At 57.3% G+C, this 22,275-nt stretch carries 21 protein-coding genes and 1 pseudogene; 16 read left to right on the top strand and 6 right to left on the bottom strand.

Features of this window, described 5'->3' with window-relative positions:
• The first annotated feature begins 224 nt into the window (after nt 1-224).
• The 6 genes from I6I12_RS01300 to trpA are packed head-to-tail and all read left to right on the top strand — an operon-like array spanning nt 225 to nt 6,913.
• Nucleotides 225-1,742, top strand: coding sequence for an anthranilate synthase component 1 (locus I6I12_RS01300; RefSeq protein WP_200288504.1), 1,518 nt, complete (start codon nt 225-227; stop codon nt 1,740-1,742).
• The gene (locus I6I12_RS01295; RefSeq protein WP_200288503.1) at nt 1,739-2,386 is read left to right on the top strand and encodes an anthranilate synthase component II; all 648 of its coding nucleotides are present in this window, start codon (nt 1,739-1,741) and stop codon (nt 2,384-2,386) included. Before I6I12_RS01300 ends, I6I12_RS01295 begins: the two co-directional genes overlap by 4 nt.
• A gap of 1 nt (nt 2,387) precedes the next feature.
• On the top strand, nt 2,388-3,422 hold the full coding sequence (gene trpD / locus I6I12_RS01290; protein ID WP_023020167.1) for an anthranilate phosphoribosyltransferase: 1,035 nt from the start codon (nt 2,388-2,390) through the stop codon (nt 3,420-3,422).
• Nucleotides 3,422-4,828 carry a bifunctional indole-3-glycerol-phosphate synthase TrpC/phosphoribosylanthranilate isomerase TrpF gene (trpCF, locus tag I6I12_RS01285; protein WP_200288502.1) on the top strand — a complete coding sequence of 469 codons (1,407 nt, stop codon included), beginning with the start codon at nt 3,422-3,424 and terminating at the stop codon, nt 4,826-4,828. Before trpD ends, trpCF begins: the two co-directional genes overlap by 1 nt.
• A gap of 13 nt (nt 4,829-4,841) precedes the next feature.
• Nucleotides 4,842-6,047, top strand: coding sequence for a tryptophan synthase subunit beta (gene trpB / locus I6I12_RS01280; protein WP_200288501.1), 1,206 nt, complete (start codon nt 4,842-4,844; stop codon nt 6,045-6,047).
• On the top strand, nt 6,047-6,913 hold the full coding sequence (gene trpA / locus I6I12_RS01275) for a tryptophan synthase subunit alpha (RefSeq protein ID WP_200288500.1): 867 nt from the start codon (nt 6,047-6,049) through the stop codon (nt 6,911-6,913). Before trpB ends, trpA begins: the two co-directional genes overlap by 1 nt.
• A 68-nt stretch (nt 6,914-6,981) precedes the next feature.
• On the opposite strand, the gene I6I12_RS01270 is transcribed toward trpA, so the two are convergent.
• The gene (locus tag I6I12_RS01270) at nt 6,982-8,193 is read right to left on the bottom strand and encodes a dicarboxylate/amino acid:cation symporter (RefSeq protein WP_200288499.1); all 1,212 of its coding nucleotides are present in this window, start codon (nt 8,191-8,193) and stop codon (nt 6,982-6,984) included.
• A gap of 192 nt (nt 8,194-8,385) precedes the next feature.
• Between I6I12_RS01270 and I6I12_RS01265 the strand changes: the two genes are divergently transcribed.
• From I6I12_RS01265 to I6I12_RS01245, 5 genes are all read left to right on the top strand, one after another.
• Nucleotides 8,386-8,856: an SdpI family protein gene (locus I6I12_RS01265; protein WP_200288498.1), complete on the top strand. Its 471-nt coding sequence runs from the start codon at nt 8,386-8,388 to the stop codon at nt 8,854-8,856.
• A gap of 339 nt (nt 8,857-9,195) precedes the next feature.
• Nucleotides 9,196-9,417 carry a hypothetical protein gene (locus I6I12_RS01260; RefSeq protein WP_200288497.1) on the top strand — a complete coding sequence of 74 codons (222 nt, stop codon included), beginning with the start codon at nt 9,196-9,198 and terminating at the stop codon, nt 9,415-9,417.
• An 85-nt stretch (nt 9,418-9,502) separates the two neighbouring features.
• Nucleotides 9,503-9,868 carry a Rieske (2Fe-2S) protein gene (locus tag I6I12_RS01255; RefSeq protein WP_049359108.1) on the top strand — a complete coding sequence of 122 codons (366 nt, stop codon included), beginning with the start codon at nt 9,503-9,505 and terminating at the stop codon, nt 9,866-9,868.
• Nucleotides 9,869-9,970: 102 nt separating this feature from the next.
• A complete protein-coding gene (locus tag I6I12_RS01250; protein ID WP_200288496.1) occupies nt 9,971-10,936 on the top strand; it encodes a bile acid:sodium symporter family protein in 966 nt (321 codons plus the stop codon).
• 15 nt (nt 10,937-10,951) lie between these two features.
• Nucleotides 10,952-11,260, top strand: a complete 309-nt coding sequence (locus I6I12_RS01245) for a hypothetical protein (protein WP_200288495.1) — start codon at nt 10,952-10,954, stop codon at nt 11,258-11,260.
• Nucleotides 11,261-11,276: 16 nt separating this feature from the next.
• On the opposite strand, the gene I6I12_RS01240 is transcribed toward I6I12_RS01245, so the two are convergent.
• The 4 genes from I6I12_RS01240 to I6I12_RS01225 are packed head-to-tail and all read right to left on the bottom strand — an operon-like array spanning nt 11,277 to nt 14,397.
• On the bottom strand, nt 11,277-11,609 hold the full coding sequence (locus tag I6I12_RS01240; RefSeq protein ID WP_200288494.1) for a branched-chain amino acid transporter permease: 333 nt from the start codon (nt 11,607-11,609) through the stop codon (nt 11,277-11,279).
• The gene (locus I6I12_RS01235; RefSeq protein WP_200288493.1) at nt 11,609-12,325 is read right to left on the bottom strand and encodes an AzlC family ABC transporter permease; all 717 of its coding nucleotides are present in this window, start codon (nt 12,323-12,325) and stop codon (nt 11,609-11,611) included. Before I6I12_RS01235 ends, I6I12_RS01240 begins: the two co-directional genes overlap by 1 nt.
• A gap of 39 nt (nt 12,326-12,364) precedes the next feature.
• Entirely contained in the window at nt 12,365-12,961 is a 597-nt protein-coding gene (locus I6I12_RS01230; protein WP_023020179.1) for a YqgE/AlgH family protein, read from the bottom strand.
• Nucleotides 12,961-14,397 (bottom strand): CCA tRNA nucleotidyltransferase, encoded by a 1,437-nt coding sequence (locus tag I6I12_RS01225; protein WP_200288492.1) that lies wholly within the window; start codon nt 14,395-14,397, stop codon nt 12,961-12,963. The genes I6I12_RS01230 and I6I12_RS01225 overlap by 1 nt, the downstream gene beginning before the upstream one ends.
• Nucleotides 14,398-14,485: 88 nt before the next feature.
• Between I6I12_RS01225 and I6I12_RS01220 the strand changes: the two are divergent.
• The 5 genes and pseudogenes from I6I12_RS01220 to I6I12_RS01200 form a co-directional block, all read left to right on the top strand.
• Nucleotides 14,486-15,079, top strand: a pseudogene (locus I6I12_RS01220) (NUDIX hydrolase); the annotation flags it as partial.
• Nucleotides 15,079-17,274, top strand: coding sequence for a DUF6049 family protein (locus I6I12_RS01215; protein WP_200288490.1), 2,196 nt, complete (start codon nt 15,079-15,081; stop codon nt 17,272-17,274). The pseudogene I6I12_RS01220 and the gene I6I12_RS01215, both read left to right, overlap by 1 nt.
• Before the next feature lie 18 nt (nt 17,275-17,292).
• Nucleotides 17,293-20,307, top strand: a complete 3,015-nt coding sequence (murJ, locus tag I6I12_RS01210; RefSeq protein WP_200288489.1) for a murein biosynthesis integral membrane protein MurJ — start codon at nt 17,293-17,295, stop codon at nt 20,305-20,307.
• 184 nt (nt 20,308-20,491) lie between these two features.
• Nucleotides 20,492-21,025, top strand: coding sequence for a YceI family protein (locus I6I12_RS01205; RefSeq protein WP_200288488.1), 534 nt, complete (start codon nt 20,492-20,494; stop codon nt 21,023-21,025).
• A gap of 179 nt (nt 21,026-21,204) precedes the next feature.
• A complete protein-coding gene (locus I6I12_RS01200) occupies nt 21,205-21,492 on the top strand; it encodes a hypothetical protein (RefSeq protein WP_023020185.1) in 288 nt (95 codons plus the stop codon).
• Nucleotides 21,493-21,612: 120 nt separating this feature from the next.
• Here the strand turns inward: I6I12_RS01200 and I6I12_RS01195 are convergent, their stop codons facing one another.
• Nucleotides 21,613-22,248, bottom strand: coding sequence for a hypothetical protein (locus tag I6I12_RS01195; protein ID WP_023020186.1), 636 nt, complete (start codon nt 22,246-22,248; stop codon nt 21,613-21,615).
• Nucleotides 22,249-22,275: the final 27 nt, after the last annotated feature.

Genomic DNA, 22,275 nt, shown 5'->3' with positions numbered 1-22,275 from the left:
AGAATATTTATCGGCAATATCTTCCGAGTTATAGAAATTTGGGTTAAAGTAGCTGCCATGAAGAACATGACTACTGCTTGGTGGTGGCGCGCGTAACCCGCGGGCCATCTTTCGCAACCTATTTTCAGGCTCGCATTCTGCGGGCCTTTTGGCGTTTTTGTGCCTGTGCTCGTGGAAGCTTAATTTTCGTTTCCCATACCCACCCTCTCCGAAAGGGCACTGCAATGCCATACACGGCTACCCGCGACATACCCTACGACAGCGATGCGGCCGCCACATTTGACGCGCTCGCGCAACCGCACGACTCCCTGTTGCTCGAAAGCGCAGACATCGAGACTAAGAAAAACCTCAACTGTCTCGCCATCCTCAAGGCAGCACTCAGAGTCACGTGCCATGGCCACAGGGTGGAGGTGCGGGCCCTCACCAACGCGGGGGAGGTGCTCCTTCCTCCTCTCCGAGACCGGTTCCGCCACCGCCTAGTTTCACGTGAAACTACTACCGCTGTATTCGAATTCCCGCCTTCTGCCGAACCCGACGAGCGGCAGCGACTCCTTGCTGAATCAACCGCTGACATTCTGCGATTCTTCCAATTAGAGGCCACCTATTCCTCTCCGCTACTACCATTTCTAGGGGGCGGGTTCGCTTATGACTACCTGGCCACCTTCGAAGATCTCCCCGAGGTTAAACCGGGGCCGAATTCCTACCCAGACTATGAGTTCTTGGTGGCTCAAACGGTCCTGGAGGTAGACCACCTGCAAAGAACTGCGCGCCTAGAGGGCTGGGATATCGACGAAGACCACCTTAAAGCGGAACTTGATTCCCTAGCCACGCGGCCGGAGACCCCACGCCCCACGGCACCACAGAGAAGCAAGATCCGTGCGGTGGCTGATGCGGATGACGCAACGTTTCGCGCAGACGTGGAAACGCTCCAACGCAGGATTCACGCCGGCGATATCTACCAAGTAGTGCCCGCGCGTTCCTTCGCGCTGGAATGTCCAAGCGCCCTCGCGGCCTACCGGACGTTACGAGACACTAACCCTTCGCCCTATATGTTTTACGTTCGTGGCGACGGCTATGAGCTATTTGGCGCGTCGCCAGAATCCAATCTCAGGTTCACGCCGGAAGATAGGAGAGTGCAGCTCTATCCCATCGCTGGCACTCGGCCGCGCGGGCTGCGCCCGGATGGGAGCATCAGCCATGAGCTTGATATCCGCAATGAATTAGAGATGCGTACTGACCACAAAGAGATTGCGGAACACACGATGCTGGTAGACCTAGCACGCAATGATCTCGCGCGGGTGGCCGTTCCTCGTAGCCGCCAGGTGGCAGAGCTATTGCAGGTGGACCGCTACTCCCGTGTGATGCACTTGGTCTCCCGAGTCACGGCAACGCTCCACTCAGATTTCGATGCGCTCGATGCCTATCGGGCCTGTATGAACATGGGCACCCTGACGGGCGCGCCCAAGCTTCGTGCCACCGAGCTGGTGCGGCAAACGGAAGGGACACGCCGCGGATCCTACGGCGGGGCGGTGGGGTACCTGCGCGGCGATGGCGCCATGGATAACTGCATTGTCATCCGCTCCGCCTACGTCCAAGACGGCACCGCAGTAGTGCAAGCCGGTGCCGGTGTTGTCAAAGATTCCGTCCCACAGGCCGAGGCCGATGAAACGGTGCATAAGGCCTACGCCGTGCTCAATGCCATTGCCGTAGCACACGGTGCCGACTTGGAGGTGCAGCGATGAGTTCGCCACACATTGTCCTTCTGGATAACCACGATTCTTTTGTCTATAACCTCGTCGATGCCCTAGCTGGGTTCGATACCACAGTATTTCGTAACACCGTTGCGGTCGATGAAGTATTGGGGGCGCGGCCCGACGTAATTGTGCTTTCCCCCGGCCCCGGCCATCCACGGTCGGCCGGCTGCATGATGGAGCTTATCGACGCCACCCTGGGCACCACTCCCATTCTCGGCGTCTGCCTCGGCTTCCAAGCGCTTCTTGAATACCACGGTGGGGCAGTTGCGCCCTGCGGCCCGGTACACGGGAAATCCGTTCCGATGACTCTCACGCCAGCCGGGGTTCAGCATCCCGTACTCCAAGGGCTTGCCACCGATACCGAACCTGATCAACCAAATAGTCTCGGCACACAGATTCCGGTGGCACGCTACCACTCGCTCGGCTGTACGGATATCCCGCACGAGATGCGCTGCCTAGCACACACTTCCTCAGATATCGGCGAAGTAGTGATGGCCGCGGAGACAAAAGACGGTATGGGGCTAGGTCTGCAATTCCACCCAGAATCCGTCCTCACACCCACTGGACCCGTAATGCTCCAACGCTGCATTCACCAACTATCTACCCACACCACTATGGAGAAGGAAAACTAAAATGAGCCGAACACCACTGCGGACCTTTCAGGCCTATCTAAGCAATCCACAACCCACCATCGAAGAAGCCACGGAGGTATTTACCCCCTTGGCCGTGGGCGCCTACGACGATATCCATATCGCGGCATTGCTCGCTCATATCCGGGCTCGGGGCGAGACTTTCGCGGACGTTGCCGGCGCCGCCAAGGCTTTCTTAAAGGTGGGCTATCCCTTCCCCATCACCGGAAAAGGCCTTATGGATTCGGCCGGCACTGGGGGCGATGGCGCAAATACCATCAATATCACGACGGGGGCCTCGCTCGTCGCCGCTGCAGGGGGAGTGAAGATGATCAAGCACGGCAACCGCTCGGTCTCTTCCAAGTCCGGATCTGCGGATGTACTCGAGGCTCTTAATATCCCGCTCGACTTAGACGCCGCCCGAGCGGTCCGCCAATTTGAGGCCTCGAACTTTACGTTTCTTTTCGCCCCCGCCTACAACCCAGCCATCGCCCACGTCCAACCGGTGCGCAAGGCACTGGGCATCTCAACCATATTTAATACCCTCGGCCCGCTCTTGTCCCCAGGACACCCATCACTCCAAATCATGGGCATTGCAAACCCAGATCAAGGCCAACTCATTGCAGAGGTCTTTCGAGAACTTGGCCGCGAGCGCGCCTTAGTCGTCCATGGAGCCGGCACGGATGAGATTGCCACTCATGGCACCACGCAGGCTTGGGAGCTCAGGAACGGCGACATTATCACCTACCAGCTCACCCCTGAAGAGCTCGGTATCGAGCGCCACGAGCTCGCGGAGCTTGCCGGTGGGGATGGCGCTGCAAATGCCTTAGCCCTCCGCGCGGTATTTGCCGGCCGAGGTAAGCCCGCACACGTGGACGCCATCGCTGCCACCGCCGGAGCCATGTTTTACCTCAACGGGACCACGAGGAGTATCGCAGCAGGAGTCTCTCACGCTAAGGATCTGATTAATAGCGGCGCTGTCGAAAAGTGGCTCCATATCCACGAAAGCGCCAACTATGCGGTAGGGGAGAAGAACTAATGACGGCGAAGGAATTGCCAACCGTGCTACAAGAGATCGTCGCCCAGCGCCGCACTCATCTGCCGGCCATTCGTGACAGGTTATCCCACGTGGACCTCGCTAGCGTACCGCCTTCGGAGCGTTCGCTTGTCGAAGCCCTCGATGGCACCAATCGCTTCATCATGGAATGTAAGTCTGCCTCGCCATCCCTGGGGTTGATTCGCGCGGACTACCGTCCGGGCGATATCGCTCGCATCTACTCACGCTATGCCTCCGCCATTTCGGTGCTGTGCGAGCCTGCGCGCTTTGGCGGCGACTATGACCATCTGCAAACCGTCGCCCAATCTACCCACCTGCCGGTGCTGTGCAAAGACTTCATTGTTGACTCCATTCAGGTTTACGCCGCGCGACACTACGGAGCCGATGCCATCTTGCTCATGATGTCCATCGTGGATGATGACACCTACGTTAAACTCAAGGTGCTGGCTGATGAACTGGGGTTAGACGTCCTGACTGAAGCCATCACCGAGGAAGAGGTGGAACGAGCGCTGCAATTAGGTGGCGACATCATCGGTATCAATAACCGCAACCTCCACGATCTCAGCATCGACCTAGAACGAACCGAGCGCCTCGCTAGCCATATCCCTAAAGGAAAAACGATCGTCTCGGAATCCGGAATCCGCGACAATGCCACCGTCCGCCGGCTGGGCTCTCACGTGCACGCATTCCTTGTAGGCTCACAACTCAGCCGCCAAGAGGATATCGATCGCGCCGCTCGCGATCTTGTCTACGGTGGCAATAAAGTATGCGGGCTTAACTCTGCCTCCGCTGCGCAAGCGGCGCGTGCTGCAGGGGCCCGCTACGGAGGACTTATCTTCGTACGGGAATCGCCGCGCAGTGTTTCACGTGAAACCGCGCGTGACATCATCTCCGCAGAGCCGGGTCTGGACTACGTGGCCGTGACACGTTCTTCGGATATCGAAGAGCTACAGAGATTATCCGATCTCCCCAGACTCAAGGCACTTCAGCTCCACACCCCATTCCAAGGAAGTGGGGAAGCGGAAAGAGAATTCCTACGCCAAGTACGCAGCGTCGCGGGCGGATTATCCGTCTGGCGTGCCGTCGATATGCTCAACCCCGATTTCGCGGCATTAGCAACTGACCTTGCCCCAGAAGTAGAGGCGCTAGTCCTGGACTCCGGAAGCGGCGGTTCAGGAAGCACATTTGAGTGGACCACTATCCCCCCTGAAGTTAAGGATAAATCCTTCCTCGCCGGTGGGCTCCGGTTAGACAACCTCGAAGAGGCACTGTCGATCGGCACGATGGGGCTCGATCTCAATTCGGGTCTAGAGTACGCACCCGGCCGCAAGGATTCCTCGCTTGTGTCCCAAGCCTTCCACATCATCCGACGCTATACACACCCATAGAAAGAACACGATCATGACCGTTTCACGTGAAACACTCCTTCCAGCATACTTTGGTGAATTCGGTGGACAGTTCGTCCCAGAATCCCTTATCCCCGCCCTCGACCAACTTGAGAAGGCTTTTGTAGAAGCACAGAATGACCCGTCCTTTCGCGAAGAGCTCAGCGGCCTTCTGCGTGACTACCTTGGCCGGCCCACGCCACTGACAGAGGCAAAAAATTTAGGCGGTAAAGCGAGGATCTTCCTCAAACGTGAGGACCTCGTACACGGTGGCGCGCACAAGACCAACCAAGTCCTCGGACAGGCCCTCCTCGCCAAACGTATGGGAAAGACTCGCATCATTGCAGAGACGGGAGCGGGCCAGCACGGCACCGCCACCGCACTGGCTTGCGCACTCTTAGGGCTCGAGTGTGTGGTCTATATGGGGGCAAAAGACGTCGCACGGCAGCAGCCCAATGTCTTCCGTATGGAGCTAATGAACGCGAAAGTCGTAGCCGTTGATACCGGGTCCGGGACGCTTAAGGACGCGGTGAATGAAGCGCTCCGCGATTGGATAGCTACGTTCCATGAATCCCACTATCTCCTCGGCACTGCGGCTGGGCCACACCCTTTCCCGACTATCGTCCGAGAGTTCCATAAGGTCATTTCCGAAGAAGCTAAGCAGCAGATGCTTGAGCGCACTGGCGGCCTGCCGGATGTAGTCGTCGCCTGTGTCGGAGGCGGTTCCAATGCAATCGGTATGTTCGCAGAATTCATTGAGGACGAAGGGGTGGAACTCGTCGGTGCCGAACCCGGTGGCGAGGGACTGGACTCCGGCAAGCACGGTGCCACCATCAACAACGGGACCGTAGGAATACTCCACGGCGCACGCAGCTACCTCATGCGGAACGCAGACGGCCAAGTGGAAGAGTCATACTCCATTTCCGCCGGACTCGACTACCCGGGAGTCGGTCCACAGCATGCTTACCTTCACTCCAGCGGCCGAGCACAATACGTTGGCATTACAGACGCCGAGGCATTGGAAGCGTTCCAGCTGCTTTCCCAGCGTGAAGGGATCATTCCCGCCCTTGAGTCTTCCCATGCACTTGCTTATGCCTTGAAACGGAAGGACGAGGACATCACCATTGTGGTCTCTTTGTCTGGTCGCGGCGATAAAGATATCGACCATGTTCGCCGCACACTTGAGGTCCACCCAGAATTTAAACTGCAGGAGAAGCACTAATGAGCAATCGATACGAGAACCTATTCCGATCACTGCGCGAAAGGGGAGAGGGCGCGTTCGTCCCCTTCCTCATGTTGGGCGATCCCACCCCGGAGGACACGCTGGACATTGTACGAACCGTTGTCGCGGCCGGTGCTGATGCACTAGAACTTGGCGTCCCATTTTCTGATCCCGTGGCCGATGGACCGACTATTCAGGCGTCTCACCTTAGGGCGCTAGCGGCTGGCGCCACCTTAGATTCCGCCCTAGAACAGGTGCGGACGATTCGCTCAGAATTCCCTGAGCTTCCCATTGGCATGTTGATCTATGGCAACGTGGCTTTCACGCGCGGCTCCGAGCGCTTCTATTCCGAATTCGCTAAGGCAGGCGCGGATAGCATCTTGCTTCCCGACGTCCCCGTACGCGAAGGCGCTCCATTCATCGCTGCAGCAGAAAAGGCCGGTATAGATCCGATCTTCATCGCCCCGGCTCGTGCCACCGCGAGCACCCTCGAAGGCGTCGCTCACAGCTCGCGGGGTTATATCTATGCCATTTCGCGCGACGGTGTGACAGGTACCGAAAGAGAATCTAAAACCATCGGGCTTGAAGAAGTCGTAGCAAACATCAATAGATTCGATGGCCCGCCGGTACTGCTCGGCTTCGGCATTTCAGCACCCGAGCATGTGCGCGATGCCGTGGCAGCCGGAGCGGAGGGGGCTATTACTGGCTCGGCCATTACTAAAATCATTGATCGCCACGTTTCACGTGAAACCGCTGCAGAGCGGACCCAAATCGAAGGGACCTCAGGCCGCGCTCGCGTGGACCCCGCGCTGCACAAAGAACTCGCTAAGTTTGTCACCCGCATGAAGGCGGCGACCCGAAAATAGTCCCACAACGCATTAAACCCCTCGTCAGCTCTCGACAGCTGAACGAGGGGTGTGGTTTTGGTGAGCCTCTACGCGGTTGCTTCTGCAGATTCCTCTTCGGAGGGGTCATTCTTGTCGCCTGCGAATTTGTCTACGATCATCGCAATAGCACCGTCGCCGGTGACATTGGCGGCAGTGCCGACCGAGTCGATGGCAATGTAGGCGGCGATCATGAGCGCCACCATGCCATCATCAAAGCCCATCATGTCTGCCAGAAGGCCGGCCGCCACCATGACGGCACCGCCCGGAACGCCCGGAGCAGCAATCATCATGATTCCCAACAAGAAGATGAAGCCAAGTCCGGTACCGGTGCTAATATCAAGGTTTGCCATATACACGATTGCGAAGGCATAGAGCGTCAGCTTAATCATCGAACCGGACAAGTGGATGGTCGCGCACAGCGGGATAACAAAGCTTGCCACCGGCTTTGAAATGCCATTCTTAAGCGTAGACTCCAAGGACACTGGGATAGTCGCGGCAGAAGAGGAGGTTCCCAAAGCCGTGAAATAAGCCGGCAGCATATTGCGAAGCGCCTTGAAGGGATTCTTCCCGGTAATCGCACCAGCAATGATGTATTGCAAGACCAAGTAAACCAGGGTCATGACAACCGCCAAAATCAAAACCTTGGCAAAGGCCGAAAGTACCGAGCCCAGATTGCCATTCATGCCCAATCCCAAGAACATGCCAAAGATATAGAAGGGCAAAATCGGCACAACAAAGCCCCAGATTACCTTAACTACTACGTTCTCCATTTCCTTGGTGACAGCATACAAAGTATCGGACTTCACGGTAGTCATAGCTACACCAATGCAGAACGACAACAAGAGGGCAGTCATAACCTCAAAAGGCGGCGCCATCTCCACCTCGAAGTAGGGAGAGAGTGCACCCTCATCAATATCGGAGACATTAGTAATCAGATTCTGACCACTAAGCATGGTGGGGTAGAGCCAGTGGGCAAGCACATAGGCAAGAAGACCGGCGACAATAGTGGAGCCATAGGAAATCCCCGCTGTAACCCCCAGCCACTTACCGGCACCACGCCCGAGACCCGCAATGGACGGAGCGATCAGCGCGAAAATAAGGACCGGGATAAAGAAGTTGAGGAAGTTGCTAAATAGTCCATTGAAGGTGGCGAATACGCGACCAAACCATTCTGGCGCGAATCGGCTGACCACCACGCCAAAGATGATGGCAACGATAATGCGGAACAACAAAGATTCCGAGAGTTTCTTGAGATTCATTTACTTACAATCAGATCGGGTGCTCTACCTCTAGGACTAAACGACCGAGGCGAAACAGCGCAGTGCGGAGGCCAAGGTCGATTCAATATCTATCAATCGACCTTAAATGCATACTACCTGAGCGCACACAGCGACAGAACACTCGGCCTAGGCGCAATTTTTATCTCAGCACTACAAGGCTAAACTGAATACATGATCGCAGTGGGAATCATCTTCTTCATCCTCGCCGTCTTCCTCATCGTTGTAGGTACCATGGCCTCAACCAAGCGCCTACCCGGAAATAACTACATTGGCTTGCGACTGCAAGAAATCCGCAAGTCTCGCGAAGCGTGGGATAACGCCCATCGCATCGCTGGTCCATTCTGGATCCTCAGCGGTGTCTGCCTAATTTTCGGTGGAATCGTCGCGCTTAGCGCTGAGGGCTGGATGTGGCTCCTTCCGGTTCTTACCTTTGTGGCGGCAGTTCTCGCCCTATCTGTAGGTTCCAACCTCGGCTCGCGTGCCGCGTTCCTCTACGAACAGGCACACGCTAGTGAAGAAGGTTGTGGGGATTCCTGCAATTGTGGCTCCGACGGTTGCGGTGGGGAAGAGGCTGCCGCGGCTTCTACACCGCAGGTCGATGTCGACGCACTCCGTCACGCCGCACGAGAATCTGACAGATAGCAGCGCCTGCTGCACAACCGCCCCCCCTCTGGATAAGAATTACGCCTCATCCAGAGGGGGAATTTTTGTAGCTATTTCCTCTCGCTTGAATAGCTCATTGGATGTTTCCCGACAGTCACAGTGACGTTATAGGTCAGGCTCGTTACATATTCTTGTTCCGTCACTTACGATATCCCGTCACTCTTTCAATATATTGGTCACTTCAACGCTAGGCTTCGTTAATAATTGGATTACCGTACTTTTCGCCTTACTGCCAATAACGATGGAGATTGCGTAAAGCTTTCGGGGAACCCAGAAAGTAAAGAGCATCAGAGGCCTCCGCTGGGCAAAATGATACATATGAAGAAAAGCACCGCCCTCGCAGCCATCGCCGCTTCGACCTTTGTCATTGGCGCTTATAACGAGCAAGGCCACAAAGAGCCGACATCCACACCGGTAGCGGAGGGACAGCAGTCGACCCATAGCATCGTCGATGATTTAGGCATTGAATCTGGCACCTATGAACTCACTCCTACGCCCACTGGCTCCCCTGAAACATGGGAGGGCTATCTGGTTAGTTAACTCCTGTGTTTCACGTGAAACTCTAAATTCGATCAGCTACTCGGCTGAGTCACAATGCACCACCATCACCAGCTAGACTAAGGGCATGAATAAGTGCTCTCGCCGAATCTTCTTGCTCGGTACCGCTACCACCTTCGCAGGTGCCTACTTGGCAGCCTGTGGCTCTTCTCCGTCCGCGGAAATCGCAGCTACGGAAATTCCGGTCGGATCCGCGAAGATTGTAGATGGCGTCATTTTTACTCAGCCGAAAGAAGGTGAGTTCAAGGCCTATTCCCAGACCTGTCCGCACCAGCACAATCCGATCACCAAGATCGATGGCATGACGGCCACCTGCACCGCACATAACACCTCCTATGACCTCAGCGATGGAAGCGTAATATCCGGACCGGGCCGCGACCCCTTGGAAGGATACGAAGTTAAGCAAGACGGCTCTAATGTCACTACAGCCTAGGGTGCATTCCTCCCTCTGTGGTTTCACGTGAAACCACAGAGGGCATATTTTTGGCCCGAGTATTTCCCGGGCAGAAGGAGGGGCAGGGTTTAAACTTTTAGAATGCTGCAGAGTTTAAAGAAGCCCGACCCCCTCATAGTGCTCATCATCTTGGCGGTCATCCTTGCGGTCATTGCACCAGCCCGTGGGGATTTTGCCGAGACATTCGGCCAGTTAACAAATGTTGCGATCGCTTTCCTCTTCTTTTTGTACGGCGCTAGGCTCTCCACTCAAGAGGCCCTCAATGGGCTTAAGCATTGGCGCCTACACCTAACGATCCTAGCCTTCACCTTTGTGGTCTACCCGCTAATAGGTATAGCGCTACGACCGCTTACCGCTTTCATTTCGCACGATATGTACCTGGGGATCTTGTTTCTCACGCTGGTGCCGTCCACCGTGCAATCTTCGGTTGCTTTCACTTCCATCGCGAAGGGGAACGTCGCCGGCGCAATCGTGTCAGCATCTACTTCTAACTTGGTCGGAGTATTTATTACCCCTTCGCTGGTTATGCTCCTCATGGGTACCGGGGGAGGAGTCCACATCGACACTGCCGTATTTGAAGAAATCGCGCTCTTGCTGCTGGCTCCCTTTATCCTGGGTCAGCTGACTCGGCGCTGGGTTGGCAAATTCGCCCAAAGCAAGGCCACCAAAGTGGTAGACCGCGGCTCCATTGCCATGGTGGTGTATTCTGCCTTTTCCAAAGGCGTAGTAGACGGAATTTGGTCCTCCATCTCCATATGGGAGTTGGCCTTCCTTGTCGCCTTCGCAGCGATCTTCGTTGCTTTCATGCTGTGGCTCACCAAGAAGGTAAGTGAAAAATTGGGATTCAAGCGCGCCGATACAGTCGCAATCGAGTTCTGTGGATCGAAGAAGTCACTAGCCACGGGCCTACCCATGGCCTCGGTTATCTTTGCTTCTGGGGGAACGTCTCTTGGTCTACTTATCCTGCCGTTGATGATTTACCACCAGGTCCAGTTAATGATGTGTTCGTGGCTGGCATCCCGCTACGCCCAGCGTGCCACCACGTAGCTACACTTAGGTCCTATGGGGAAATTTCTATACGTACGAACTGAACTAACCGTGCCCGGCGTAGGCTCGGCCATCCATATGGCGGAAATGGAGGAGCAAGATGCGCGCAGCTGTCGAATGGTCCGCATGATCGCCCTCGATCCCTCAGATGCCATAGTTGGTGTGGCTACCCCGACCAGTTCCACGGGAAACGTAGATCAGCCGCAGGAGGTTGTCCCACACCCGGATACCTACGATGAGTTTCCAGACATTAGCGCCAAATACGTGGACCAATCTCATTTCGACGCCCTATGGTCCGAAGCTACCGCCAAGTTCGGCCTTTAGCGTCGAAACACGATGCCTACAAGACAACGTTAACGAGGAGCATATAAAAAGCGGTTCCTCCGAAGATGGACAGCGCTGATTCACGCTTCCACAGGTGGAGCAGGAAGGTTACCACCACGCCGAGGAGAGCCGCCCAGATGCCCCCAGGGGCACCTGCCTGCCCGTAGACGGTATAAACCACCAAAATGGTCATCACACCTACAGGCATCATCATGCCCAGCAATGAAAAGAACTGGCTATCCTTCATCCATTTCACAAAGGAAAAGGGAAGCTGGCGCAGCACAATGGTAATAAGGCCGACTGGGACCAACACCGTGGCGATGGAAGCAAGCGTAACTCCAGCGGGCATTAGCGTTCCTCCCGGAATCTCGTAGACTCGCCGCGGCTACGCAAGCCAATAGCGGCATCGATGCGGGGAGATGCGTAGCGGATAATAAGCAGAATGAAGTAGGCACTCAGCCCCACCATGAGCAGTTGTCCTGGGGCGAAGACTGCAGCAAGGATTCCCACCACCACAGCACTTAACGGCAATGAAAAGTCCTGGTTATTGCGGAAGGAATCCATTGCCAGCACGACAAAAAGGGCAACCAGAGCGAATTCCATTCCCTGCACGGAAGAGGGAATCACTCGGCCGGCGAGGGCACCGACGATGCCGCCGCCTACCCACAAGACCTGACAAAAGATTTGGATGGTGAGTATTCGGTTCCCACTCGGGCGCTCCTCGGCGGGGAGGGAGGAGACGATGGCATAGGTTTCGTCGGTAAGCGCATATGTGGAATAAGCCCGGCCCACCCGTGAATGAATGCGGTGCCGGGGAAAGGTGAGGCCATAGAAAATATGGCGGAAGTTCACCATGAATCCGGTAAGCAACGAAGCAAAGGCGGAAGCCCCACCAGTAACCATGGAAATGGCCAAGAATTCCATAGAGCCGGCGTAGATGACGAGGGAGAAAATCGGCGTCCACCACCAGCTGAAACCGGATTGGACCATGAGTAGGCCGAGGGGAATAAGGCCGATCGCGGCGACCCAGGTATCTCTTAATCCTTGAGAAATATCCGGGCGCATGCGGGCTAGTCTAGCCCATTGCCTGCAGCGCGATAGGAATTAATTGTCTTCCACGTTGACTGGATATGTGGAATAGAGAGGCAACGGCATGGGCTGACGTTTCATAACATCGGCCCAGAGATCGGCCGGACCTGGAGTAATAACGTCTTGGGCAAGGGCAGGGGAGACGAACCATTCGCCGGCCTCGATTTCCTCCTCCAACTGGCCCGGGCCCCATTCGGCATAGCCGGCAAACATTCGCATGCCAGAAACTAGTGGCTCGATCTCTTCTGGGTCCGCGCGCAGATCCACATGTGCTAGGCGCGGCGCGAGGCGGGTGAGTCGATCTTGCTTGTCCACATCGACGCCCTGTTTAGTCTGCGCGAGCCCAACAACGGATTGTTGGTTGAGCGGACCGCCGATATACAGCGCCTGCGGTTTAGCCACCACGGGAAGCCATTCCGGCAGCACATTGAAAATAGCTACCTCGGAGCGCTTAGTCAGATCCACGCCAAAGGTCATCATGTCATTGTGCTCAATGACGAGGATGACGGAGCGGGCGAATTCCGGCGAAAGCATGCCCGGAGCAGCGATGAGAAGCTGGCCGGGAGCGGGGTCATTGCGCTCGAGGGCGTTAAATAATCTATCGGCAAACATCACTGTTTAGAATCCCACCACTCGCGCAACTTCGCAATCGCTTCCTCGCGCTCGAGGGGGCCGTGCTCTAGGCGCAGTTCCTTGAGATAAGACCATGCCTGGCCCACCTCAGGGCCGGGCTGAAGACCGAGGATTTCCATGATCTCATTGCCGTCAAGGTCCGGGCGCACGCGAGCCAGGTCCTCCTTGCGGCCGATCTCTTCGATGCGCTCCTCAAGCTGATCATAGGTGCGCTGGAGTCGACGGGCCTTTTTAGCATTGCGGGTCGTGCAATCGGCGCGCACCAGCTTATGCAGACGGGGGAGGAGATTTCCGGCGTCGGTGACATAGCGGCGCACGGCAGAATCGGTCCACTGATTTTCCCCGAACCCGTGGAAGCGCATGTGCAGGTACACCAGCTGGCCGATGGCCTCCGTGGTGGCCTTGGGGTACTTCAACTTGCGCAGGCGCTTGCGGGCAAGCTTGGCGCCCACCACCTCGTGGTGGTGAAAGGAGACCTTGCCATCGGTGTTATCAAAGGTATCCGGTTTGCCAATATCGTGTAGAAGCGCCGCCCAGCGCAGGACAAGGTCTGGGCCATCTTCTTCTTGGTCCATGGCCTGACTTAGCACCTTCAGCGAGTGAGCATAAACGTCCTTGTGCTGCGCGTGTTCATCCGCGGTCATACGCAGTGCGGGGATCTCCGGAAAGATATAGTCCGCAATTCCGGTGGAAACCAGCAGGTCAATGCCGTCCCACGGTGCAGTGCCGCAGATAAGCTTATCCAGCTCCACCTGTACGCGCTCTACGGTGATGCGCTGGATCTCGCCGGCCATATCCCGCATGGCATCTACCACCCGATCGGCCACGCGAAATTCCAGCTGGGACGCAAAACGCGCCGCCCGCAGCATGCGGAGCGGATCATCGTGGAAGGAGATTTCCGGCTTGTCCGGGGTATCGAGCACCCGGTCGGCCACATCCTGGAGGCCGTGGAGGGGATCGTGGAAGGTAAAAGAGGCGTCGGCAAGCAGCTCGATGGCCATCGCATTGACCTTAAAGTCACGCCGCACTAGGTCACCTTCCAAGGTGTCACCATAGACCACCTCAGGGTTGCGGGACTGGCCATCATAAGAATCGGAACGGAAGGTGGTGATCTCAATCTGCTGACCCTTATAGGCCGCGGAGACGGTACCGAAGTCGATGCCGGTATCCCACACGGTCTCAGCCCACTCATCCAAGATCTCTTTAACCACGTCCGGGCGGGCCGGAGTGGTAAAGTCCAGGTCATTTCCCAAGCGGCCCAAAAGCGCATCGCGCACAGAGCCGCCCACAAGGTAGAGCGAATAGCCACGGGCGGCAAATTTCTCCACCAAACCGCCCAGCAGGTCGCTGAGGGAGGAGACGGTGGATTCCGCGCGGGCAAGAACGCCAATTAGCTGAGTGTCCTGAAAATTCACGGGTGAGAGTCTACTACGATTGGCAGGGATGACTAACCAAGAACAGGGCCCCTCTAAGGGAGGCGGCCGCAACCGTAACCGGTCCCGGCGCAGGCGGCGCCGCCGGCCGGATAATCGCGCGCGCCGCAGCACTCAGCAGCGCAGGCCCTACCGCGGTGGCAATGGCCAATCCACGGCCATGGAAACCCGCGATGAAACCTCCGCCGGCGGCCTTGTTGTCTCTGGTTTGGCGGAGTGCGTCGATGCCACTGGCCAGGTAGATCTTTCCCGGCTTTATGTGGCGCTCATCGGCCGCCTCGACCGTCGCGGACGCCTGCTGTGGTCCATGCCCAAAGGCCACGTAGAAAATGGCGAGGCCAAGGAAGTCACCGCAGAGCGCGAGGTATGGGAAGAAACCGGCATTTCCGGTGAGGTTTTTGCAGACCTCGGCATGATTGATTATTGGTTCGTCTCTGATGGGGTGCGTATCCATAAGACAGTGCACCATCACTTGCTGCGCTTTGTAGACGGCATCATGAACGATGAGGATCCGGAGGTCACCGAGGTCTCATGGATTCCCGTGTCTGAACTCATCGAGCATTTGGCCTACGCCGACGAGCGCAAATTGGCGCGCATCGCGCATGATCTCCTTCCCGATCTCGCACGAAAGGAAGCCGCCGCGGGGAAAGTGACCCCACGGTAATGCGCCAACGCCTGAAGTCTTGGGCCGCCGTGGGCGGCTGCCTGGCGGTAGCGGGGTGGGGATTGTGCCTGCCGCTGCCAGAGGCCGCCGCGCAGATGGATTCGACTGCGGGAAAACAGCAGGATATCCAGGCATGGTTGGGCGCGCGCGGACCAGAGCGGGCCACTCTCGACCTCATCGCGGCCGAACCCTTCACCGTGGGCAAGGAACTGAAACTGACCTTCCAGGTGCACAATCCCACCGATGAAGCCATGGAAGACCTCCAGCTCACCAGCCGCCGCGGCGATGCCGTAGAGGGTACCGCGCAGGCCCGCACGCAGCTGGCCACCGGCGAATTCCCGTATTACGGTCCCAGCACCACCACCGCGCCCCTGCAGCCGGGTGAAACCCGGGAGGTTACCTTCCAGGTTCCCACCTCCTTACACGGCAAGCAGACCCTAGCCATCGAAGACGCCGGTGCCTATCCGCTGCTATTTACCCTCACCGGCACTGTTGGCGGCGAGGCGGTCAGCTTTGCGGAAGAACGCCTCATAGGCCAGGTGCAGGGAAAGAAGCAGGCGCTTGGCGATGCCCCCTCGGATTCCAAGCCCCACGATCTCACCGTGGTCTATCCCATCAGCGCCGATATCGACTCGATACCAGGCGGCGCTGGGGGAGAGGAGCTTATCCTCTCCTCTGATGAATTAGCAGATGAACTGGCTGAGGGCGGCCGGCTCGATCGCTTGGTGAGCACCTATGCGGACCACGATCTGCACGGGGCAGGCTGCGTAGCCATCGATCCCGCCCTCTTGGATACGGTCAACCGCATGGCGGAGGGCTATAAGGTGGGCTCTGCCCGCCCAGCTCAAGCCGAGCGCCCTAAGCGCCTGCGTGATTCGTGGTTCAATAACAACGACGATGTGCACCTCGAACCCGGCACTGGCAAAGAGGATGCCGCCCGCTGGCTCAAGCGCCTGCGTGAACTCGATTGCTTTATGTCTATGCCGTGGGCAAACGCTAATGCCTCATCCGTGGCCAAGGCGAATAATCCCTTCCTTACCTACGAGGGTCTGCAGCGCGGCAACCGCACCATCGAGCGAATCCTCGGCACTAAGCCAGCCACCTCTGTCCTCGCGGTTGGCTCCGGCTATGTGGATCAACAACTGCCCCTGCCCGCACTAGTGGCTGATAATACTTCGTGGCCTGGCCGCGCCGTGACTTTCGACGCCTCCCTGGGCGCCCTTTTAGCCCAAACCGGCTCCAAGCCACAGACGGTGGGCTATTCCAACCCGGAGCTACGCTACGACTACTCGCTCGATTCCGAACTTTCCCGCGCCATCACCGGCGGCGCCGCGTTGAGTTTGGCCGCTAGCGACGACACCGTGGCGCGTTTGCCCAATTACTTGGATCCCAGCGCTGCCGAATACGCGCTTGACTCCGCCGAAGCGCTCATCGATTCCGGCCAGTCCCATGCGCGTACCGTCGGCAGCCTCAAGCAGGAAACCGCCGATCCGGGGTCACTGCCTGGCAGCCCCTTTAGTGATCCCGCCACCTTCGCCGAATCCGATATCGTCCGCGTGGAGCAGCAGGCCCGCTATACCGATGAGCTGATGAATATCATGGTCGATGATCCAGATATCGCACTGACTCCCTATGAATTCGTCCTGCCTTTGCGCCGGGATTTGCTGGCCGCGCTCTCGCTGACCAACCGCGATAGCTTGGGCAGTAATGCTGAAGCGCGGCGAAGGTTCACCCACACGATGGATGTGCATTCGAATACTTTGCGCGATCTGCGATCTTCTGTGGCGCTTATCCCACCGGGCAATGTTTATACCCGCGTATCCGAGTCATCGCCGCTGCTCATCGTGGCAGAAAATGGGCTTCCGCTACCGGTGGAGGCCAAGCTGCAATACGATGCCCCCGATGGCGCGCGCCTCAACACGCCCAAGAGTGTCCGTATTCCGGCCAAGGGCTCTATTACTGTATCCATGACCGCCGATATGCCTAAGGACGTCGATCGCACAGACATTGGCCTGTGGCTTGCCACCCCAGAAAAGCAAACCATCTCGGAGCCGATCAGTATCGCTGTGCAAACGCGTGCCGGTATCGTAAGCGTGTATGGCGTCGGCATAGCCGGCGCTCTTGCGCTGGTCCTCGCCACTCTCTTCCGGCTAGGCCGCCATCGGCGCAAAAAATCACAAAGGCTTAAAAAGTAAGTTGAAGTTGTATCCTCTATGACTGATAAAACTGGCCGCGAGGCCGAACACGTGGAGAAGTCACCTGCGGGTGTAGTTGACCCGAAGGATGCCGCCGTGCCGGCAGAGCACCCCGCCCCAGCGGGTGCCCGCGGCCGCATCGTCCGCGCCTCTCCTCCCGCTCCGGTGCCAGAAAAGCGCCCCACGCCCGCGGTGCAGGACACCACCGTTCCTCCCGAGGAGGACAAGTCCGCGCTCACTGGACGCAACGCGGAAAACGAATCATCCAATCAGGACGTCATCCGCGCGACGGGCACGATGGCCATCGCGACGCTGCTATCCCGCGTCACCGGCTTCCTGCGCCAGATGCTCATCGGCGCCACCCTCGGTGCCACGGTGGGCACCGCGTTTAGTAGCGCCAACCAGATCCCCAACCTCGTCACCGAGATCGTATTGGGTGCCGTGCTGACCTCTCTGGTCGTGCCCGTTCTCGTACGCGCCGAAAAAGAAGACACGGACCGAGGCGAGACCTTTGTCCGGCGGCTATTTACCCTGGCCTTTTCTATCCTGGGCATAGTCACCATCGCCTCCGTGGTGCTCGCACCCTTCTTAACGAGGATGATGCTGCCGGAAGATTCCAAGGCCAATGCCGTGCAGGCAACCTCCTTGGCCTTCTTATTGCTGCCGCAGATCCTCTTCTACGGCCTCTTCGCCCTCTTCCAGGCCGTTCTTAATACTAAGAATATCTTTGGTCCAGGTGCGTGGGCGCCGGTAGTCAATAACGTCATCTCCATTAGCGTGCTGCTGGCTTATCGCTTCCTGCCCGGCCAGCTCGACCCGCACGAGCCCACCCCGGTGGCCGATCCCCACGTCATGCTATTGGGCTTGGGCACCACCACGGCGGTGATGGTGCAATGCCTCATCTTGTTGCCGTACCTCAAAAAGGCCGGCATTAACCTGCGCCCCAAGTGGGGCTTGGATGCCCGCATCAAGCAATTCGGTGGCATGGCTCTGGCCATCATCACCTATGTGGCTATCTCCCAGTTGGGCTACGTGATCACCTCCCGCGTAGCCGCCTATGCGGATGCCGGCGCCCCACTGGTCTATCAGAATGCTTGGCTCATGCTGCAGGTGCCCTATGGCGTAATCGGCGTGACGCTGCTGACGGCCATCATGCCGCGCCTGTCCCGCAACGCCGCCGACGGCGATGTTGATGCTGTAGTCCGCGATCTGACCTTGGGCTCAAAGCTGACCTTCATCGCGCTTATCCCCATCGTCATTTTCATGACCGGCTTTGGTGTACCGATTGCCCGAGCCCTCTTCCAATACGGTGCCTACGGCGCCGAGAGCGCCGAGCAGCTTGGCCTGACCATCAGCTTCTCCGCCTTCACGCTCATCCCGTATGCCTTAGTGCTGCTGCACCTGCGCGTGTTCTATGCCCGCGAGGAAGCCTGGACGCCGACCTTCATCATCGCCGGCATCACGCTGACCAAGATCGTCCTTACGCTTTTGGCCCCGTTGATGACGTCCAACCCGGACCGCGTGGTGATTTTGCTCGGTACGGCCAATGGCTTTGGCTTCGTCTCCGGTGCGGTCATCGGTGGCTTCTTGCTCAAGCGCAAGCTCGGCAGCCTCGGCGGCAAAGCCGTCACGCAGACCGTGCTGTGGGCTTCTGGTGCCGGTCTCGTAGGCTTGGTTGTCTCCTGGGTGCTGTACTGGGGCGTGAATTACCTCCTTCCAGAGAATTTGCCCTCCATCGTCTCGCTGATCAAGGTCGCGGTGCTTGGAGTCATCTTCCTCATCGCCACCGGCCTGGTGCTCTCTAAGTCCTCCTTGCCGGAGGTCCAGAACCTGGCCCGCGCCTTGCAGCGCATCCCGGGCATGTCCCGCTTCATCAAGGTCGATTCCTCCAAGGCTATCGAGCTGGAGGAGCCCGACGTGCCGGAAATCCGGCCGGTATTCACCCAGGATGCCTTCAATGCCACCCTGGTACCGCCACCAATGTCCGCCGGTATCGTCCGCGGCCCACGCCTCGTGCCGGGCGCCCCGGTATCGGATGGTCGCTTCCGCTTGCTCCAAGATCACGGTGCGGTCACCGGTGCACAGTTCTGGCAAGCACGCGAGCAGTCCACCGGCCGCGAGGCTCTCAGCTCCGCCCTGGAGCTGCTCGTGGAGTCCACGGAGCCTTCGCCGAAGAAGCTGCGCGATATTTCTGAAGATGCCAACCTCTCGGCCAACGAGGCCGCCCAGCGCGTCGAGGACGCGCACTTTGCCCTCGATAGTGCTGATGAGGACAGCCGCGAGGAAAAGATGGAACAGCTGCAGGAGGCAAAAGCGCTGACCTTGGCCGGCATCGCCCAGCGCCTGCACGACTTCGCACCGGAGGAACCGGAGGAAGCACCCGAGGCCTTGCCGGTAAAGGCAGAAGAAGAACCGGCCCAAGAGGATGACCCGGCCCAAGAGCCTGGCTTCGGCGGCCGCGGTTATTCCGGTTCCGGCGTCATCGTCATCGGTATCTTCGCCACCATCTTCGTCGTAGCGATGGCTGCATTGACCACCTGGATCATGTCCTTGCTCAGCGATGTAAAGGCGTCTAATCCGGTCAGCGAAACCATCCACGGCAGCACGGACATTCCGGATACCCCGCCGGTGCGTCTCCAGCCTTCCTCAGCGGTTACCGTCCCTGATAACAAGGACAATGCAGCGCTTATCGACGGCAAAACGGACACCACTTGGTCCACCGAAGACGAGGACACCGGCGTCCTCGTCACCTTGGATACGCCAACGCACCTTGCGGTCCTGCCGGTGGTGCAGTCCAACTCCACTGGGGCGAGGTACGCCGTCTATGGCGTAAATCAGGACAGCTTCAATCCGGAGAACCCACAAGCTGGCTCCCTACACCAACTGGCCAGGGGCAAGTTCGAAGGCGGCAAGGAAGATATCGAGCTGGAGGAAACCACCGAGCAATTCGACGGCCTCCTCCTCATGATCACCGAGCTGCCCAAGTCCGATAAGGCAACCATCGCAGACATTGGTCTCGTCGGGCAGCCCTAGGCACAACCCACACGGCCGAATCGAGGAAAACGACCCTCAGTTCGGCCTTCTTTTTTAAGATTTTCCGCATTAACAACTCTTTGACCTGCACGTTCAAAAATTAATTACTTAACGTGTTGACTATTTAGAAGTGGTACGTACACTGTGGGGCGTAACGCACACAACAGCCTTAGGAGTATTCATCATGTCCCTCGCAGCAGGTACCTACGCACTAGACCCAGCCCACACCGTTATCGGATTCGTCGCCAAGCACGCGATGGTCACCAAGGTTCGCGGTAACTTCGCAGACTTCGAAGGCACCATCACCGTGGCCGAAAACATCGCCGAGTCCGCTACTGAGGCAACCATCCGCACCGCTTCCATAACCACCGGCAACGATGACCGCGATGCCCACGTAAAGAACGAGGACTTCTTCGCGGTAGAGCAGTACCCGGAGATCACCTTCAAGGCCACCAACCTCAACGTTGATGAGAATGGCAACGGCACCGTCACCGGTGACCTCACCATCAAGGGCACCACCAAGTCCGTCGACCTCGATGTGGAAGATGTTGCTACCGCTGAGGACCCCTTTGGTAATACCCGCCTGGGCTTCGAGGCAACCACCAAGATCAACCGCAAGGACTTCGGCATTGACTTCAACGCTCCACTGAAGACCGGCGGCGTGCTGGTCTCCGAGGAGATCAAGATTGAGCTCGAGGTCTCCGCTATCAAGCAGTAGACCCGTGCCCCAGACGCACTAGAAGCATTAAGCTTCTCCAAGCCCGCAGCCACCTTCTGGCCGCGGGCTTTTCCTACGTCTTCCGGTATTGCGGTACAGCCACTCCTTAACCCTGGGAAGGCATTTCAGCGTGAACATGAAGACATAAAAAGTAATTTTCATGGAAAATATGGTGCTGCGTGGAGGACGGTAAGTGCGTCACCGTTGAAATGAAGTACATGGAGGTACCAATCACGGATACTTTCTATGGCGTTGACCTTAATCGTCACCCCGCCGAGACCGCACAGGAGAGCACTGAACGAGTCGCACAAGAGCTACAACGCCAAGGAATCCGCACCGAGACAAATAATTTCCTCATCTTATTGCCTGACCACTTAATCGCAATCGAAGTCAACGAAGGCGTTGCTTGGTTCGATCCTGACTATTGGAGTCTCGAGGACTTTCTTGAAACGTCGTTCCTTGCCTAGTGAAAAGTAATCCTCAGTTGTCAGCGAACGAGGTGGCGGCATGGTTCAACGGAAAATAGTTAGAATGCACACCAACTGTGATGACGGTTTCAGTTTCCCACTTTGTACTGCGATATGGGCCTAAGGGCGTTGTGCTCGTAAAGCGGAGACTCTGGAATTGTTCTTGATCCATGTTGCTGCATGAGGATCAATGAAACCCGCTATTTCTTGGATAGCGTTATCAACGGAGTCGAGATGTGCGACTTCACGGGCTCTATCGCGCTGCTGAACGATTGATTCGTGGTGAGAGCACCTATTTCTCATTTCATAAACAATGACTACAAGCTCTTCGAACTGCTGTCTGCTGTCAGGGGGTTTCTTCAACGCCCTCTTTACCTGAGGCCAGATGCTTGCTTGATAGTGGTTACTTAAGAGATAACGCCAGAAGTCGAAGCTGAGTTCAGCAATGATTTTTCCCGGTAACGCCCCTCCTCCTCCAGCTCGTCTTTTCGCTTTGCGGATATTCTTCTTTGCTGCAAGGTTGAAAGGTATTCGATCGTCATCAAACCATCGGTCACCGTACCTTCTGGTTAGGGCACTGTGAATGCAGTTTCGAAGAAGTACTTCAACATGCTCAATGTCAGCGAGATAGGTCTTCGTGAGGTGAGTATTCCAAAGGTATAGCGCCTCTGGTGTGGGGTGATCGGCGTACCGGCTCATCCGCGCGGATGAAAACCATTGCGATAGCGGTACGGGGGTCGATCTTGGATTACTCATTATGGAAATGCTAATCTCTATCTTGAA

Source organism: Corynebacterium kefirresidentii (assembly GCF_016599755.1).
Classification (GTDB): domain Bacteria; phylum Actinomycetota; class Actinomycetes; order Mycobacteriales; family Mycobacteriaceae; genus Corynebacterium; species Corynebacterium kefirresidentii.
Note: the sequence above shows the minus strand (reverse complement) of the source record. Positions and strands in the feature narration are given on the sequence as shown.